This window comes from Duganella paludis (genome assembly GCF_054461335.1).
Map to the genome: position 1 here is coordinate 159139 of NZ_CM136922.1, position 16668 is coordinate 175806.

At 62.2% G+C, this 16668-nt stretch carries 18 protein-coding genes and 2 tRNA genes; 1 reads left to right on the top strand and 19 read right to left on the bottom strand.

Annotated elements, in window-relative coordinates; translation table 11 throughout:
- Positions 1 to 3: 3 nt before the first annotated feature.
- From ACXZ1M_RS00710 to ACXZ1M_RS00740, 7 genes are all read right to left on the bottom strand, one after another.
- A complete protein-coding gene (locus ACXZ1M_RS00710) occupies positions 4 to 588 on the bottom strand; it encodes a pilus assembly PilX family protein (protein ID WP_459051337.1) in 585 nt (194 codons plus the stop codon).
- Positions 585 to 1799, bottom strand: a complete 1215-nt coding sequence (locus tag ACXZ1M_RS00715; protein ID WP_459051338.1) for a PilW family protein — start codon at positions 1797 to 1799, stop codon at positions 585 to 587. The genes ACXZ1M_RS00710 and ACXZ1M_RS00715 overlap by 4 nt, the downstream gene beginning before the upstream one ends.
- Before the next feature lies 1 nt (position 1800).
- Positions 1801 to 2238: a type IV pilus modification PilV family protein gene (locus ACXZ1M_RS00720; RefSeq protein ID WP_459051339.1), complete on the bottom strand. Its 438-nt coding sequence runs from the start codon at positions 2236 to 2238 to the stop codon at positions 1801 to 1803.
- Positions 2235 to 2879 (bottom strand): prepilin-type N-terminal cleavage/methylation domain-containing protein, encoded by a 645-nt coding sequence (locus tag ACXZ1M_RS00725; RefSeq protein WP_459051340.1) that lies wholly within the window; start codon positions 2877 to 2879, stop codon positions 2235 to 2237. Before ACXZ1M_RS00725 ends, ACXZ1M_RS00720 begins: the two co-directional genes overlap by 4 nt.
- Positions 2867 to 3295, bottom strand: a complete 429-nt coding sequence (locus ACXZ1M_RS00730; protein ID WP_459051341.1) for a type IV pilin protein — start codon at positions 3293 to 3295, stop codon at positions 2867 to 2869. The genes ACXZ1M_RS00725 and ACXZ1M_RS00730 overlap by 13 nt, the downstream gene beginning before the upstream one ends.
- A gap of 112 nt (positions 3296 to 3407) precedes the next feature.
- Positions 3408 to 4394 carry a sensor histidine kinase gene (locus ACXZ1M_RS00735; RefSeq protein WP_459051342.1) on the bottom strand — a complete coding sequence of 329 codons (987 nt, stop codon included), beginning with the start codon at positions 4392 to 4394 and terminating at the stop codon, positions 3408 to 3410.
- Entirely contained in the window at positions 4391 to 5059 is a 669-nt protein-coding gene (locus ACXZ1M_RS00740; RefSeq protein WP_459051343.1) for a response regulator transcription factor, read from the bottom strand. Before ACXZ1M_RS00740 ends, ACXZ1M_RS00735 begins: the two co-directional genes overlap by 4 nt.
- A 193-nt stretch (positions 5060 to 5252) precedes the next feature.
- Here ACXZ1M_RS00740 and ACXZ1M_RS00745 point away from each other — a divergent pair, with 193 nt between their 5' ends.
- A complete protein-coding gene (locus tag ACXZ1M_RS00745; RefSeq protein ID WP_459053946.1) occupies positions 5253 to 6029 on the top strand; it encodes a Crp/Fnr family transcriptional regulator in 777 nt (258 codons plus the stop codon).
- Here the strand turns inward: ACXZ1M_RS00745 and ACXZ1M_RS00750 are convergent.
- The 12 genes from ACXZ1M_RS00750 to ACXZ1M_RS00805 form a co-directional block, all read right to left on the bottom strand.
- Positions 5926 to 7476 (bottom strand): CHASE3 domain-containing protein, encoded by a 1551-nt coding sequence (locus ACXZ1M_RS00750; protein ID WP_459051344.1) that lies wholly within the window; start codon positions 7474 to 7476, stop codon positions 5926 to 5928. The two genes, ACXZ1M_RS00745 and ACXZ1M_RS00750, sit on opposite strands and share 104 nt — an antisense overlap.
- Before the next feature lie 101 nt (positions 7477 to 7577).
- On the bottom strand, positions 7578 to 8210 hold the full coding sequence (locus tag ACXZ1M_RS00755; RefSeq protein ID WP_373987435.1) for a response regulator: 633 nt from the start codon (positions 8208 to 8210) through the stop codon (positions 7578 to 7580).
- A 132-nt stretch (positions 8211 to 8342) separates the two neighbouring features.
- On the bottom strand, positions 8343 to 8762 hold the full coding sequence (locus tag ACXZ1M_RS00760) for a MerR family transcriptional regulator (RefSeq protein WP_459051345.1): 420 nt from the start codon (positions 8760 to 8762) through the stop codon (positions 8343 to 8345).
- A 17-nt stretch (positions 8763 to 8779) separates the two neighbouring features.
- Positions 8780 to 9127, bottom strand: a complete 348-nt coding sequence (locus ACXZ1M_RS00765) for an integration host factor subunit alpha (RefSeq protein ID WP_019919772.1) — start codon at positions 9125 to 9127, stop codon at positions 8780 to 8782.
- Between the two features lie 152 nt (positions 9128 to 9279).
- Positions 9280 to 11706 (bottom strand): phenylalanine--tRNA ligase subunit beta, encoded by a 2427-nt coding sequence (pheT, locus tag ACXZ1M_RS00770; protein ID WP_459051346.1) that lies wholly within the window; start codon positions 11704 to 11706, stop codon positions 9280 to 9282.
- A gap of 121 nt (positions 11707 to 11827) precedes the next feature.
- A complete protein-coding gene (gene pheS / locus ACXZ1M_RS00775) occupies positions 11828 to 12847 on the bottom strand; it encodes a phenylalanine--tRNA ligase subunit alpha (protein WP_154355590.1) in 1020 nt (339 codons plus the stop codon).
- 83 nt (positions 12848 to 12930) lie between these two features.
- A complete protein-coding gene (gene rplT / locus ACXZ1M_RS00780; RefSeq protein WP_056156032.1) occupies positions 12931 to 13290 on the bottom strand; it encodes a 50S ribosomal protein L20 in 360 nt (119 codons plus the stop codon).
- Between the two features lie 26 nt (positions 13291 to 13316).
- The gene (gene rpmI / locus ACXZ1M_RS00785) at positions 13317 to 13514 is read right to left on the bottom strand and encodes a 50S ribosomal protein L35 (RefSeq protein WP_110849662.1); all 198 of its coding nucleotides are present in this window, start codon (positions 13512 to 13514) and stop codon (positions 13317 to 13319) included.
- Positions 13515 to 13712: 198 nt separating this feature from the next.
- Positions 13713 to 14252 carry a translation initiation factor IF-3 gene (gene infC, locus ACXZ1M_RS00790; protein WP_459053947.1) on the bottom strand — a complete coding sequence of 180 codons (540 nt, stop codon included), beginning with the start codon at positions 14250 to 14252 and terminating at the stop codon, positions 13713 to 13715.
- 20 nt (positions 14253 to 14272) lie between these two features.
- Positions 14273 to 16180, bottom strand: a complete 1908-nt coding sequence (thrS, locus tag ACXZ1M_RS00795; RefSeq protein ID WP_459051347.1) for a threonine--tRNA ligase — start codon at positions 16178 to 16180, stop codon at positions 14273 to 14275.
- A 176-nt stretch (positions 16181 to 16356) separates the two neighbouring features.
- Positions 16357 to 16433, bottom strand: a tRNA-Val gene (locus ACXZ1M_RS00800).
- Positions 16434 to 16489: 56 nt separating this feature from the next.
- Positions 16490 to 16566 (bottom strand) — tRNA-Val (locus tag ACXZ1M_RS00805).
- Between the last annotated feature and the right edge of the window lie 102 nt (positions 16567 to 16668).

Sequence of the window (16668 nt, forward strand, 5' to 3'; positions counted from 1 at the left end):
TCCTCAAGGGCCTTTCATGATGACGGCCTGCGTCACCACATTGCCGCCGCGCGGGCCGGACACGCGCGCCGTCACCACATAGTGGATCTGCGCCGCGACGGCCAGGTTGGAAGCGTCGATCTTCATGGTTTCGCCCAGCGCGCGCGGGCCGGTGGTGCCGGGACGCGGCGCCGTGGTCTGGCAGCGGTTGTTGGGGTTGTCGTAGGCGCCCGCCAGCATGCACATGCGGTGGATCACGTACTGCACGCGGTTGCCGTCGGCATCGGCCGGCATGGTGGTGGCGCCGTTCCAGAAATTCGGATTGCTGGCGGTCCAGTTCTGCGGCAGCGTGGCCGTGTAGCCGGCGGCCGGCTGATCGGCCAGCAAGTCGTTCTTGTTGGGCACGTTGCGCAGGTAGGTGAAGCCGGCGTGCAGGCCGGCGTCGGCCGCCTTGGTCAGCGCCGCCTCATACGCCAGGTTGGACGTGGTCAGCGTGCTCGAGGTGCTGGACTTGAGCAGGTAGATGCTGCTGACCATCATCACCGCCAGCATGATCAGCATGATGGGCAAGGCGATGCCGCGCTGGCGCCGGAAAGTGTGCGTAATCATGGCCGGTATTGGGAGTTGAGGATGGGGACGATGGTCTCGAAGGCGCGGTAGCGGTAGCACTTCCAGTTGACCGGGTCGCCGGCCACGGCCACCGCCACCTGCATCGGCACGGCGGCCACGCCGGACGGCACGGCGCTGGCGAACACGGTCGGCAGCACGGTGGTGGCGCTGCAGTCGCCGTTGCGGTCCGGCTTTTCCACGGTCTTGCTGCGCGCCACCACGGCGATCCGCACGGCAGCGATGCGCTGGTAGTCGCCGGGGGCGCCGGCGATGCCGTCGTTGTCGGCGTCCATCATCTGCGCGCTCCAGCGCGTGATCTGCATGCCGCCGTTGGCGGTCGGCAGCATCTGCGTGCCGTTGCCGGCCGGGTTAGGATCGTAATTCGGCAGCGCGCGGTTGTCGAAGCCATACTGGGCCTTGATCGAGACGATGTTGCTGGCCACCGAAACGCCGCTCTCCTCGGCCCCGGCCAGGTCGGTGGCGCGCAGCAGCAGGATGGCGTTCTGCACCGACCAGGTGTGGAAGTGCAGCTGGTCCGGCTGGCCCAGGTTGTACATGAAGGTGACGTTCTTGGCGTAGGCCTGCGTCATGCTGGCGGCCGCGTTGTAGCGGTACTGGCTGCCGCCGCCCAGCAGCATCTCGGCGCTGCGGCCGTTGGCCGGGTTGAAGCCGGAGATCTGCATGATGGTGCACTGCCGGTCCGGTGTTTGCGGCGCCACCACCAGCACGTCGCCGGGGTTGTAGCCGTAAGGCGCACCCTGCGCGCCGACCACGAAGCTCTCGCCGCCGTAATCGGCCGTCATCAGCATGGAGCCGACACCGGCATTCGAACTTCCGCTGTTGAATGAAATCACGTCCGGCGCCGTGCCGTTGGACTGGATCACCACCGGCGCCAGCGGCGTGACATCGACACCGCCCTGCTTGGCCGTCATCAGCGCATAGCCGCGCTGGTCGCTGAAGACGGTGTTGCAGCCGTTGACGGTGCGGTCGTTCAAGCCCCAGCCGGCGGTGCCGGCGTCGTTGCTGAGCGAGAACATGGCCAGCATGCCGTTCTGCATCGAGTCGGATCCGCCGACGGCGGCGTCCTTGTTGGCCTCGCCGCTGATGACCAGGCGCGTGGCGAACAGCAGCGCCAGCAGGCCGATCGCCACGCTGACGCTCAGTTCCACCAGCGAGAAGCCGCCGTGGCGGCGTTGGGTGAAGGTTTTCATGTCAGCGCGCGATAAAGGAAGTGACCCGGTGGCGGTTCGGCTCGCTCTTGGCCTTGAGCCGCCAGCGGATGGAAATATCGACCTGGTAGCGGCTTTGCGCCGGCTGGTCCCGCACCTGCACCGACAGCACGGCGCCGGGAATGTTCTTGCGCGTCTCGGCGGCCCACTCGGCCAGCTTGACGTTCGGGGTGCCGCCTTCGGCCAGGCCATACATGCCGGCATTGGGCACGTCGGCGTTGATCACGCCGATCAGCTTCTCGGCCGCCAGCGTGGCTTCGGCGCGCATGCCGGCGTCCGACAGCGCCGAGTAGGCACGCGCCTGCAAGCCGACCGTGCCCAGCAGGCCGATGCCGAGGATGACGATGGCCAGCATCGCCTCCAGCAAGGCGATGCCGCCCTGGCGCCGGCGAGGATGTGGACGTTTGGCGTAAGCGTTCATGGTGGGCAGGCCCGGTTGTCGCTGACCGCCAGCGTCGGATCGCATTTGGTGGCCACGCCGGCCAGCGTGATGCTGAGCGCCACCACCGGCACCTCATGGGCATAGTTGGTCGATGGGTCGAGCCGCAGCTGGGTCAGCCTGTCGTCGAAGGTGGTGTTGACCCAGCCGGTGGCGGTGAAATACACCTGCGACGCGCCCACCGGCAGCGTGGTCGGCTGCAGCACCTCGGACGACGGCAGCGCGTCGGCCGAGCGGTAGATCGAGCGGAAGCCGGACGCGCCCTCCGGGTCGTTGGCGGCGGGCGCCGCCGTGGTGGACCAGCTGTCGTCGTCGGCCCCACAGGTATTGTTGAGGCCGACAAAGCAGAGGTCCACCTGCCAGTCCATCTGGCCGGTATTGGTGTTGGGCGTCAGCGAAATACGGCTGAAGGCGTTGTGCGCCACCGCTTGCCGGCGCGCCATGCTGAAGCCCTCGGCATAAAACTCGCTCGCGCCGCGCGCGCGGTTGGTCAGCAGCCAGCTGCTGGCGTTGGGTATGCCGATCGCCAGCATGATGCCGAAGATGGTGATCGTCACCAGCAGCTCGACCAGCGTGAAGCCGGCGCTGCCGCGACGTCCCGGTGGCGGGCCTAGTTTGAACATGCTCCACCCTTGCGGTCGACCCAGCACACGGCGCTGGTGCCCCAGCCGGTCGGGCTGGCGGTGGTGGCGCGGCCGCCGCTCTCGTTGAGGGTGTAGGCGAAGCCGGCCATCTTGCCGGTGCCGGTGGCGGTCAGCGTGTAGGTAGACACGGTGGCGTTGCTGAGCGCGTAAGTGAAATTGGCGGTGGTGCCGGGGAAGCTGGGCGCGCCGTCGAAGTTCACATAGGTACGGTTGTTGGCCCAGTACTGCTCGGCCGCCGGCTGCGCGCCGCCGAGTGCGGTGAAGGCTTCATTCAGGCGGCCCCGGGTGACGTAATCGCTGTAGGCCGGCACCGCCACCGCCATCGTCACGCCGATGATGGCCACCGAAATCATGATCTCGATCAGCGTGAAACCGCGTTGCAGATGTTTGTTCATGGCCCTGTCCCTTGTATAAATGAATCCTACAAGAAACAGTGTAGCGCGCCAGCCTTGCATTTCCCTGAGGAAACCCTGACAAATTCCTGACAAACGCACAGATCCTGCAAATTTAGCTGAATTTCACGCTGAACAGGGCTCCCTGGCCGCTGGGCGGAGCGCTCAGCGTCAGCCGCGCGCCGTGCACCACGGCGATGTCGCGCACGATGGCCAGGCCCAGGCCGCTGCCGTGGGTCTTGTCGTCCAGCCGCACATAACGGCTGAATACCTGCTCGCGCTTGGCCGGCGGAATGCCGGGGCCGTTATCCTCCACCGTCAGCAAGCCGGGGCGCACCGTCACCGTCACGGTGCCGTGCGGCGGTGTGTAACGGATGGCGTTGTCGATCAGGTTGTCGATCAGGTCGCGCAGCAGGAAGCGGTCGCCGGTGATGGTCACCGGCTGCAGGTCGAAGCCGATGTCGATGTCCTTCAGCGTGGCCTGGTCGACGAAGGATTGCACCGCCTCGGCCACCAGCGCATCGAGCGCCAGCGGCTCCAGGCGGGCTTTCTCGAACTGGTGCGGCTCGGCCCGCGCCAGCGCCAGCAGCTGGTTGGTCTGCCGTATCATGCGCTCGGTGGCGGAGAGCATCAGCCGCACCGACTGCGCGGTTTCCGGCTCGTCGTGGCGCGCGCCCAGCCATTCGAGCTGGGTCTTGAGGCCGGCCAGCGGCGTGCGCAGCTGGTGCGCCACATTCGCCAGGAAATCCTGCCGCGCCTGCGCGCCCTCGCCCACCTTGGCCAGCAAGCCGTTGAAGGCGCCCACCACCGGCTCCAGCTCGTAGGGCACGTCGTCGGCCGCGATCGGCGCCAGATCGTCGCCCTCGCGCTGGTTGAGCCGCGAACGCAGGCGGTTCAGCGGCCGCAGGCCGTTGCTGACCGAGAACCAGATCAGGCCCACGCAAGCCAGCGCGAACACGATCTCCACCAGCACTAGCGTGCGCAGCACCGCCTCGCGCAGGTGCGGCGAGGCCAGCATGTAGGCCAGGGCGCCGGCGCCGAGATTCATCAACAGCACCGGCGGGATCACCCAGCGCAGCAGCCGCAGCCGGATGCTGGTCATGCGGCTGCCTCCAGCATGTAGCCGAAACCGCGTATGGTGCGGATGGTGACGCCGGCGTCGGCCAGCTTGAGCCGCAGGCGCGAGATGTAGACTTCCACCGCGTTCAGGGTCAGGTCGTCGCCCCAGGGCAGGATGGCGTCGATGATCTGCTGCTTGGACACCACGCGCGCGGCGTGCTGCAACAGATACTCCAGCACCGCCCACTCGCGCACCGACAGCTCCACCACTTTGTCGCCGACGCGCGCGCGCTTGGCGGCCAAGTCCAGCGACAACTGGCCCAACGCCAGCGTGGCCTGCGGCGCCGTGTGGCGGCGTGCCAGCGCCTTGACGCGGGCCACCAGCTCGGCGGTGGCGAAGGGCTTGACCAGGTAATCGTCGGCGCCCTGCTCCAGCCCGCGCACGCGGTCCTCGACCGCATCGCGCGCCGTCAGCAGCAACACCGGCACGGCGCTGCCGCGCGCGCGCAGGCGGCGCACCACCTCGAAACCGTCCATGCCGGGCAGGCCGATGTCGAGCACCACCACCTCGGCCTGCACCGCGCGCTGTAGGAGTTGATCGGCCTGGGCGCCGTTGCCGACCACCTCCACCACCATGCCGTGACTGCCCAGCACGCGGCTCAAGCCGTCGGCCAATACCGCATCGTCTTCCACCACCAGTACATGCATAATCGTGCGCCGCGTCGTCAGGAGTTATGCCATTATGCCGCTGCCTTCACGAGAAAGACAGGCCCCCTTGTAGGAACATGCCTACAAGCCGAGCTGTCCTGCGCCTACGTTGGGGCGTCCCCATATCTTATGTTCGCCAATTAACAATCCTCATAAAGTTACGTCAACACGTAACTAGCTTGTGAGGATCATGATGAACAACACCCAAGTCACCGCAATTCAGAAAAACGCCTACAAAATTGCGCCCCGGCCTGCGGTCACCTACAGCGGCGCCCAGCAGAACGAATTGCTGGCCGCGCTGCCGCGCGAAGTCCTCGAATCCCTGTTTGAACACCTGGAACTGGTCCAACTGCCGTTTGGCAAAGAGCTGTTTGAATTCGGCAATGCCATGGAATATGTGCACTTCCCGACCACCGCCATTGTGTCTCTGCTGTACGTCATGGAAGACGGCGCCACCACCGAGATCGCCGTGGTCGGCCATGAAGGCGTTGTAGGAGTATCGCTGTTCGAAGGCGAGCGCGCCATGTGCAGCGCCGTGGTGCAGGCGGCCGGTTACGGCTACCGCATGAAAGCCCAGCACCTGCGCGACGCCTTCGCCAAGGGCGGCGCCCTGCCGGCGCTGCTGATGCGCTACAACACCGCCCTGTTCGCACAAATGGCGCAGAACGCCGTCGGTGGCCGCCACAGCTCGATCGAACAAAAGCTGTGCCGCTGGCTGCTGGACCGCCTCGACCGTTCGCCATCGAACTCGCTGAAGGTGACCCAGGAAATGATTTCCATCATGCTCGGCGTGCGCCGCGAAAGCATCACGGCCGCCGCCGGCAAGCTGCAGGACGACGGCCTGATCACCTACCGTCGCGGCAACATCACTGTGCTTGATCGCTCAGGCTTGGAGGCGTATGCGGGCGAGTGCTATAAGGTAGCGAAGACGGAGTTTGATCGTCTGCGGGTTGATGTAGCGCGCTGCTGATCACCTCGGTCAACGCCGGCGGCAAGGCCACGCGCCGGTGCTCCGGCGCCGCCATCGGCTCCACGCCGCGCAGCGGAATCGCCACTTCAATGCAAGTCCCCGTATCGTTGCGGCCGCGCCGGATGTTCAGGCTGCCGCCCAGCAGCAAGGCGCGCTCGCGCATGCCCAGCAAGCCGTGCGACATCGGCTTGACGATGGTGTCGGACGCGATGCCGATGCCATCATCGATAATCCGCAACATCAAGCCGTCGCCGCTGCGATTCAAGGTCACCGTCACGCGGCTGGCCTTGGCGTATTTGCGGATATTGGTCAGCGATTCCTGCACGATGCGGAACAGCGCGATCGACAGGTCGCCGGAATAGCGCGTCATGGCCTCCATGTCGGCCGCCACGCTGCAGTCGCAGCGCACCTGCGACAGGCGGCTGAATTCCTCGCAATAGCTTTCGATGGCCGCGCACAGGCCCAGGTTGTCCAACAGGCTCGGCCGTAAATTCTCGACGATGCGGCGCTTCATTTCCACCGTTTCCACCAGCGTGCCGCGTGCGCGCTTGAGCTGTTCGGCCAGCTCCGGATGGGTGTTGCGCAACTGCTGGGTGACGGCGGCGATATCCATGCTGATCGAGGTCAGGTTGGCGCCCAGCTCGTCGTGCAATTCGCGCGACAAGCGCACCTTCTCTTCCTCGCTGATGCTGATCAGATGGCGCGACAATACCGATAGCTGCTCGGTGCGCTGCTGAACCGTCGACTCCAGGTTTTCGTTGGCGCTTTGCAGCGCGTGCTCCACCGCCGCCCGGTGCGCGAAGCTGCGCCGCACCAGCTGGTAGAACATGATCAGCACCACGATGGCGACGGCGTTGATACCCATCCCCAGCAGCACCGCCTTGTGGTACTGCTCGTAGAACAGGGCGCTGCGCGCGTTGAGCGTTTCGTTCTGTTCCTGCTCCATGATGACCACCAGCAGGCGGATCTCATCCATGCTGGAGCGGTCGTCGCTGAGCTTGGCGATGTTGACGATTTCCTGCAGGCCGCCATCGCGGTAGACGTCGATGGCCTGGGTCATGATGCCCAGGCGGCGGCGCACCAGCGTCTGCAATTGCGCCAGGTTCTTCAGCTGCGACGGATTGTCCGCCAGCAGCTTCTGCAGTTCCTTGAATTCGGTTTCGCTATCGGTCAGCGCGGTGCGGGTGGGGCCGAGATAGGCGTCGCGGCCGGACAGGAAATAGCTGCGCATGCTGCTCTCGGCATCGAGTACCAGCACGTTCAGGTATTGCAGGCGGTCGGCCACGCGCGCGGTCTGGCTCAGCAGCACCTGGGCGCCGCGCAGCGCCTGCAAATTGTGGAACAGGCTGAAACCGTTGACGATCAGCAGCAACGCACAAGTCACGCCCAGGACGGTCTTGTACAGCGGCAAGCGTAGATACGGCGCCGTTTCGACGGTGAAATACATCCATTTCCTTCCGATTGGTCGCATGCCCAATGGGGCCATGCCACTCAAATTATAGACTGGAAGAAAAATCAGTGCGCTCGCGCACACTGCAAGCGTGCGCTTTAATCCAACAGATTATTTTTCATGGCGTAGTAGGTCAGGTCGGAATTCGACTGCATGCCCATTTTTTCCATGATGCGGGTGCGGTAGGTACTGACGGTTTTGATGCTCAGCGACAGCGCCACGCCGATGTCCGACACCGTGGCGCCACGCGCCAGGCGCAGGAACACCTGGAACTCGCGGTCCGACAGTTCCGTATGAAGCGCCGTATTCGGATCGCGGTCGAAGCTCTGCGCCAGCAGTTCGCCGACGGTCGAGCTGACGTAGCGACGGCCCTGGTACACGGTGCGCACGGCGGTCATCAGTTCATCGGCCTCGCACTCCTTGTTCAGGTAGCCGTTGGCGCCCATTTTGAACAGGTTGAGCGCGTACTGCTGCGCCGGATAGCCGGACAGGATCAGCACCGGCAGGTCGGGCTGGCCTTGGCGGATGGTGCGCAAGGTATCGATGCCGCTTTGATCCGGCATGGCGATATCGAGCAGCAGCACATCGCAAATTTCACGGCGGGCGATATCCAAGGCCTCGCGCCCGGTACCGGCTTCCGCCACCACCTCGAAATCATCCGAGGACGAAAAAATCTGTTTAAACCCTGCTCTTACAATTTGATGGTCGTCACAAATGGCAACGCGTATCATTCTTTCCTCTCGTCGTGCCCGATCAATGCCGGGCTGTCCGCCACCGTGCATCAGCGTCGCTGATAATCGAATAATATTGAAAGTATAGCAGCAATCATATCGCCAGCCGCTTCTTGCGGCAGCGGTGCGCTGCTATTCAGTCGTCCTTAAGAGACCGAGTATCGACAGCAGCTCGCTGCGGATAAAGTCGCGGTCCAGCGGAGGAACAACGGCCGATGGCGGCGCGCCGTTGACGCCGGACCCGCCATCATACTCCGTGGCGGCGCTATCGTATGCCCTGCTATCGAGTTTGTTGCGTGCCCCGCTGATGGTAAAGCCCTGCTCGTACAGCAATTCGCGGATACGGCGGATCAGCAGCACCTCATGGTGCTGGTAATACCGGCGGTTGCCGCGGCGCTTGACCGGCTTGAGCTGGGTGAACTCCTGCTCCCAATAGCGCAGCACGTGCGGCTTCACGCCGCACAGCTCGCTCACTTCGCCGATGGTGAAGTAGCGCTTGGCCGGGATCGGCGGCAGGACGACCAGTTCGGACTTGGCGAGACGATCGTTCATGGCAGCTCAGTTCCCAATCAGGCGGCGCGCGCCATCGGATTGCTCTCTTCGACCATGCCCTTGAGTTTCTGGCTGGCGTGGAAGGTCACCACGCGGCGCGCGGTAATCGGTATTTCTTCGCCGGTCTTGGGGTTGCGGCCCGGCCGCTGCGGCTTGTCGCGCAGCTGGAAGTTGCCGAAACCGGACAATTTGACGGCTTCGCCGCGCTCCAGCGCGTTGCGGATCTCGTCAAAGAAGGTCTCCACCATGTCCTTGGCCTCACGCTTGTTCAGGCCCACTTGCTCGAACAACAGTTCGGCCAGTTCCGCCTTGGTCAGCGTCGGCAAATCTTTTTCAGCATCCTGGCGCACCTTGGCAACCTGCATGGCCCGGTGCAGATCGGCAGCCAATGCGGATTGGAGTACGGCGGAATCAACGTCGTTGTTATTAATTTTCCAGCCCTGCCTTATATAAAAATGACTGAGTCCGGCATGCGCCGGACTCCCGATTGGTCAAAAAGGTAACGCTTTAGTTGCGCTCAAGTACGCAGGCGCGCGCCATGTTGTTGCTTGGCGGCGTCGCCGGCGGCTGCCATTACGGCCTCCACCACATCGTCTTGCAGCGTGTTTTGAGTATCTTGCAAGCTAAAGCGGAAAGCAAGCGATTTTTCGTCCGCCTCCAAACCTTTACCACGATATTCATCAAACAAAACAATGGCTTGCACAATCTTGCCCTGTGGACTTGCTTGCACAGCAGCATTAAATGCATCCAGCAAATCCTGTGCCGGAACCGTTTGCTTGACTACCACGGCCAAGTCGCGGGTGGCGCCTGGGAACTTGGAAATCTCATCATACTTTGGCACAGGTCGTTGCTGCAAGGCAAACGCTTCGACCTCGAACACTACCGGTGCATGCGGCAGCTCATATTTCTGCAGCCAGCGCGGATGCAGCTCGCCGATGAAGCCGATGACTTTACCATCCAGCAACACATGAGCCGAGCGGCCAGGGTGCAGCGCCGGGTGCTCCGCCTTCACGAAACGCAGTTGCACCGGTGCGAACAGGTGCTCCAGGTCGGCCTTGACGTCGAAGAAGTCGACCGCGCGGTTGTCCTGGCCCCACTGCTCGTCCGCCGCGCCGCCGTAGGCGATGCCGGCCACGCGTTTCGGCTGGTGGTAGCCGCCCACGGTCAGCGGGCCGTCGGCCACGCTGTCGTCGCGCTGGTAGATGGCGCCGATTTCGAACGCGCGCACGCGGTTGGTCTTGCGGTTCAGGTTGTAGCGCACATTGGCCACCAGGCTGCCGACCAGGGTCGAACGCATCACGCTCATCTGGCTGGCGATCGGGTTCTGCAGCTTGATCGGGTTGGCGTTGCCGCCGAAATCCTGCTCCCAGGCCGCTTCCACGAAGCTCATGTTGACCACTTCCTGGTAGCCGAGGTCGGCCAGCTGGTGACGCACCGCGAACAGCGAGCGGGTGTTTTCCGGCGCGATGATCATGGTGTTGGCGGCCACCGGCGCCACGGTCGGGATATTCTCGAAGCCGTAGACGCGCGCCACTTCCTCGATCAGGTCTTCCTCGATCTCGATGTCGAAGCGGTACGACGGTGCGGTCACCGAGAACACGCCGTCTTCCAGCGTGAACGGCAGCGCCAGGCGGGTGAAGATGTCGGCGATGACCTTGTCGTCCAGCGCCACGCCGATCACCTTCTGCGCGCGCGCGGTGCGCAGCTTGACCGGCTCGCGTTGCGGCAGCTTGGCGATCTGGTCATCCACCGGGCCGACCTGGGTGGCCGGCGTGCCGCAGATTTCCAGCAGCAACGCGGTGATGCGCTCGATGTGCTCGACCGTGGTGGCGTAGTCGACGCCGCGCTCGAAGCGGTGCGCCGCGTCGGTCGAGAAGTTGTACTTGCGGGCGCGGCCCTGGATGGCGCTCGGCCACCAGAACGCTGCTTCCAGGTAGATGTTGGTGGTGTCCAGCGAGACGGCGGTGGCGTCGCCGCCCATGATGCCGGCCAGCGATTCCAGTTCCTTGTCGTCGGCGATCACGCCCACCCATTCGTCGATCTCGACGGTGCTGCCGTTGAGCAGCTTGAGCGATTCGCCCTTGCGGCCCCAGCGCACGTCCAGCCCGCCGTGGATCTTGTCCAGGTCGAACACGTGCGACGGACGGCCCAGCTCCAGCATCACGTAGTTGGAGATGTCCACCAGCGCCGATACCGGGCGCTGGCCGCTGCGCTCAAGGCGCTGCTTCATCCAGTCCGGGGTGACGGCCTTGGCGTTCAGCTTGCGAATCACGCGGCCCGAGAAACGGCCGCACAGGTCCGGCGCCGAGATTTTCACCGGCAGCTTTTCATCCGTGTTGACGGTGGCGGCGCGGAAGGTCGGCGCGTGCAGCGCCACACCGGTCAGGGCCGACACTTCACGCGCCACGCCCAGCACCGACAGGCAGTCCGCCTTGTTCGGGGTCAGCTTGATGGTGAATTTCAGGTCGTTCAGTGCGTAGTAATCGCGGAAGTTCTGGCCGACCGGCGCGTCGTCCGGCAGTTCCAGCAGGCCGCTGCCCTCTTCCGACAATTTCAGTTCCTTGGCCGAGCACAGCATGCCTTGCGACTCGACGCCGCGCAGCTGGCCCACCTTGATTTCAAACGGCTTGCCATCGGCGCCCGGCGGCAGCACGGCGCCGGCCATGGCGCACACCACTTTCAGGCCCGGGCGCACGTTCGGCGCGCCGCAGACGATGTTCAGCAGCGTGCCGGTGCCCACGTCCACCTGGCAGACGTTGAGGCGGTCGGCGTTCGGGTGCTTGGCCATGTCGCGCACCAGGCCCACCACCACGTTGGAGAACGGCGGCGCCACGGCCTCCACTTCTTCCACTTCCAGGCCGGACATGGTCAACAGATGGGCCAGCTCGTCCGAAGTCATCTTCGGATCGACCATGGTACGGAGCCAGTTTTCGGAGAATTGCATAATCAAACCTTTGGTTATCTGTAGCTCCGTCATTCCCGCGCAGGCGGGAATCCATAGAACGGCTGATCTGAGTCAGCATGGATTCCCGCTTGCGCGGGAATGACGTGCCAGGGCTGTCGTCTTAATTGAACTGCTTCAGGAAACGCAGGTCGCCTTCGTAGAACAGGCGCAGGTCGTTGATCCCGTAGCGCAGCATGGTCAGGCGCTCCAGGCCGGAGCCGAACGCGAAACCGATATATTTCTCAGGGTCCAGGCCGAAGTTGCGCACCACCGACGGGTGCACCTGGCCCGAGCCCGACACTTCCAGCCAGCGGCCCTTGAGCGGACCGGAACCAAACGCGATGTCGATCTCGGCCGACGGTTCGGTGAACGGGAAGTACGACGGACGGAAGCGCACCTGCAGGTCATCGGTCTCGAAGAAGGCCTTGACGAAGTTCAGGTACACGCCCTTGAGGTCGGCGAAGCTGATGTTCTCGGCGATCCACAGGCCTTCGACCTGGTGGAACATCGGCGAGTGCGTGGCATCGCTGTCGACGCGGTAGGTGCGACCCGGCGCGATCACCTTGATCGGCGGCGTGTGGCTGCGGGCATAGCGCACCTGCATCGGCGAAGTGTGCGTGCGCAGCAGCAGCGGCTTGCCTTCGCTGTCGTTGCCTTCGATGTAGAAGGTGTCCTGCATCGAGCGCGCAGGATGGTTTTCCGGGCTGTTCAGCGCCGTGAAGTTGGTCCAGTCGTTTTCGATTTCGGGGCCGTCGGCCACATCGAAACCGATCGAGCGGAAGATCTCTTCCACACGTTCCCAGGTACGCATCACCGGGTGGATACCGCCGCCGGCGCGGCCGCGGCCTGGCAGGGAGACGTCGATGGCCTCGGCGTTCAAACGGGCTTGCAACTGGGCTTCGGCCAGCGCATCACGGCGCGCGGTCAGCGCGGCTTCGATCTGCTGCTTGGCGGCGTTGATCAGCGCGCCCTGCGCCTTCTTGGCGTCAGGATCGAGCTTGCCCAGGCCCTTCATCAATTCGGTAATCTGGCCGGTTTTGCCCAGGTATTTGGCTTTGGCGTTTTCCAGTGCGGCGGCGTCATCTTTGGCCGCGTCGAAATCCTGCACTGCTGAGGCGACGAGTTGTTCCAGGGAGTCCATGCGTTTTTCTTATCCTTGAATCAAAAAACGGGGCACAGGTATGACCCTTGCCCCGTTCTCTTGCGTAAATCCGCGCTTAAAAATTAAGCAGCGATTTTAGCTTTAACGACGTTAACAATCGCAGCGAACGCTGGTTTGTCCATCACTGCCATGTCGGCCAGGACTTTACGGTCCAGTTCGATTGCAGCTTTCTTCAGACCGTTCATGAATACGCTGTAGGTAACGCCATGCTCACGGGAAGCGGCGTTGATACGAGCGATCCACAGGCGGCGGAAGACGCGCTTCTTGTTACGACGGTCACGGTATGCGTACTGGCCAGCGCGCATAACTGCTTGCTTGGCAATACGGTATACCTTGCTACGACGACCGCGGTAGCCTTTGGCAAGATTCAGTACTTTTTTATGACGGGCACGCGCAGTAACCCCACGTTTTACTCGAGGCATATTAGCTCCTTAGATGAGTGGTGAGATTAAGCGGATGGCATCATCGCGTAGACGCGCTGGACGTCGGACGCATTGATGTTACGGGTGCCGCGCAGTTGACGCTTGTTCTTCGTCGTCTTCTTGGTCAGGATGTGGCGTTTGAAAGCCATACCCGATTTAACGGTACCACCTGGACGCACGCGAAAACGTTTTTTCGCCGAGCTCTTGGTTTTCATTTTTGGCATAGATATTCTGCCCTCTCGGACAGCTCCTATTAAACAGGATTACAGGTGGCAACACTACGTCGCTCTTAGATGCCTGCTCTCACTTGTTTGTGCAGCGGATGCGAGTCCACTACATTTACTACAGCCGAACATTATAGCCGAGAAAAACAAAAAAGGGCACAACACGTGCCCTTTTTTTAGCATGCCATGATGGCAAACTTATTTTTTCTTCTTCGGCGCCAGCACCATAATCATCTGGCGGCCTTCCATTTTCGGGAACTGCTCAACCTGGCCATGCGGCTCCAGGTCGGCTTTCAGACGTTCCAGCATGCGGAAGCCAATATCCTGGTGCGCCATCTCGCGACCACGGAAGCGCAGGGTGATCTTGGTCTTATCGCCCTCTTCCAGGAACTTGATCAGGTTGCGCAACTTGATGTTGTAGTCGCCATCATCGGTGCCCGGACGGAATTTGACTTCCTTCACGGCGATGATCTTCTGCTTCAATTTCGCTTCGTGAGCCTTTTTCTGCTCCGAATACTTGAACTTACCGTAGTCCATCAAACGGCACACTGGCGGGACCGCCGTAGGGGCGATCTCGACCAGGTCGACGTTTGCCTCTTCCGCCAGGCGGAAGGCTTCGGCCAAACTCACGATACCGAGCGGCTCGTTATCGACCCCGGATAAACGCATTTCAGGGGCAGTGATTTCGCCATTGATGCGATGCGACTTGTCAGTAGCTATGGTGATTCCTTTTAAAATCTAATGAATTGCCAGTGCGATCAGGCTTTGTTGACGACATCTTGCTGAAGTCGCTCTATCAGGGCATCGACGGACATGACGCCCAGATCGACATTGCCCCGTGCCCGCACGGCGACGGTGTTGGCATCCCGCTCTTTATCGCCCACCACAAGGATGTAAGGCAGTTTTTGGACGGAATGTTCACGTATTTTATAGTTTATTTTCTCGTTGCGCAAATCGGTCTGCACGCGGAAGCCGCTACGGCGCAGCTTTTCAGCCACTTGTTGCACATATTCGGCCTGCGCATCGGAGATGTTCAGCACCGAAACCTGCACCGGCGCCAGCCACGCCGGCAACGCGCCCGCATAGTTTTCGATCAAGATGCCGATGAAGCGCTCCATCGAACCGACGATCGCACGGTGCAGCATGACCGGCACCTGGCGGGTGTTGTCGGCCGCCACGTACTCGGCGCCCAGGCGCTCCGGCATGAAGAAGTCGACCTGCATGGTGCCGACCTGCCATGGGCGGCCCAGCGAATCCTTCAGGTGGTACTCGATCTTCGGACCGTAGAACGCGCCCTCGCCCGGCAATTCGGTCCAGGTCACGCCGCAGGCGCGCAGGCCCGAGCGCAGCGCTTCTTCGGCTTCGTCCCACACTTCATCGGTACCGATGCGGTTGTCCGGACGCAGCGCCAGCTTGACTTCGATATTGTGGAAGTGGAAATCCGCATACACTTCCATCGCCTGCGTGTGGAAGGACACCACTTCCGGCTCGATCTGCTCGTGGGTGCAGAAGATGTGGCCGTCATCCTGGGTGAAGCCGCGCACGCGCATGATGCCGTGCAGCGCGCCCGAAGGCTCGTTGCGGTGGCACTGGCCGAACTCGCCGTAGCGCAGCGGCAGGTCGCGGTACGAACGCATATTGCTGTTGAAGATCTGCACGTGGCCAGGGCAGTTCATCGGCTTCAGCGCGTAGGAGCGGTTTTCCGACTCCGTCACGAACATGTTTTCGCGGTAGTTGTCCCAGTGGCCGGTCTTGCCCCACAGGCTGGCGTCCAGGATCTGCGGCGCCTTCACCTCCTGATAGCCGTTGACCTGGTATTTGTGGCGCATGTACTGCTCCACTTGCTGCCAGATGGTCCAACCCTTCGGATGCCAGAACACCAGACCCGGCGCTTCATCCTGGAAGTGGAAGAAGTCCAGCTGCTTGCCCAGCTTGCGATGGTCGCGCTTTTCCGCCTCTTCCAGTTGGAACAGGTACTGCTCCTGGTCTTCCTTCTTGGCCCAGGCGGTGCCATAAACACGCTGCAGCATCTCGTTCTTGCTGTCGCCGCGCCAGTAGGCGCCGGCCAGCTTCATCAGCTTGAACACTTTCAGCTTGCCGGTCGACGGCACGTGCGGGCCACGGCACAAGTCGGTGAAGTTGCCTTCGCTGTACAGCGACACATCCTGGTCGGCAGGAATCGAGGCGATGATCTCGGCCTTGTAGGCTTCGCCGATGGACTTGAAGTAAGCCACGGCTTCGTCGCGCGGCAGCACCTTGCGGGTGACCGGCTCATCCTTCTTGGCCAGCTCGGCCATTTTCTTTTCGATGGCGACCAGATCGTCAGGCGTGAACGGACGCTTGTACGAAAAGTCGTAGTAGAAACCGTTGTCGATCACCGGGCCGATGGTGACTTGCGCGTCCGGGAACAGCTCTTTCACGGCGTAGGCCAGCAAGTGAGCGGTCGAGTGACGGATCACGTCCAGACCTTCCGGGTCTTTGTCGGTGACGATGGCTAGGTCGACGTTCTTGTCGATCAGGTAGGAGGTATCCACAACTTTGCCATCGACTTTACCGGCCAGTGCGGCCTTGCCGAGGCTGGTGGCGATGCTGGTTGCCACTTGGGCCACGGTAACCGGGCCATCGAATTCGCGGGCGGAACCATCAGGAAGGCGGACTGAAATCATTGTGATCTCCGGGTGATGTAAAGGGTATTAAAAAATATAGACGAAAAAAAACGCGGGCTAGCCGCGTTTTCTCTTTTTTCAAGCAAAAGAATCCCGTTGACTAGCGTCACTCCCAAAGCTTGGTAGTAGTTCGCGGTGTCATAACCGTGATGCCTTTCTCGCTCTTACATATGTTCTGGTGGGCGGTGAGGAATTCGAATCCCCGACCCCTTGGATGTCGACCAAGTATTCTAACCAGCTGAACTAACCGCCCGTTGACCTGCTATTTTACTGCTTATTTACCGCTTAATTGCTACGTACTGCGTATTCTGGTGGGCGGTGAGGAATTCGAATCCCCGACCCCTTGGATGTCGACCAAGTATTCTAACCAGCTGAACTAACCGCCCGAAGACCAGCATTATAGAGAGCGATCCGAAGAAAAACAAGAGCCTACAGAGGAAACATTTCTTTGAGCACTATGAGAACCGCAAAGCGTGCGTTTCTGCCTT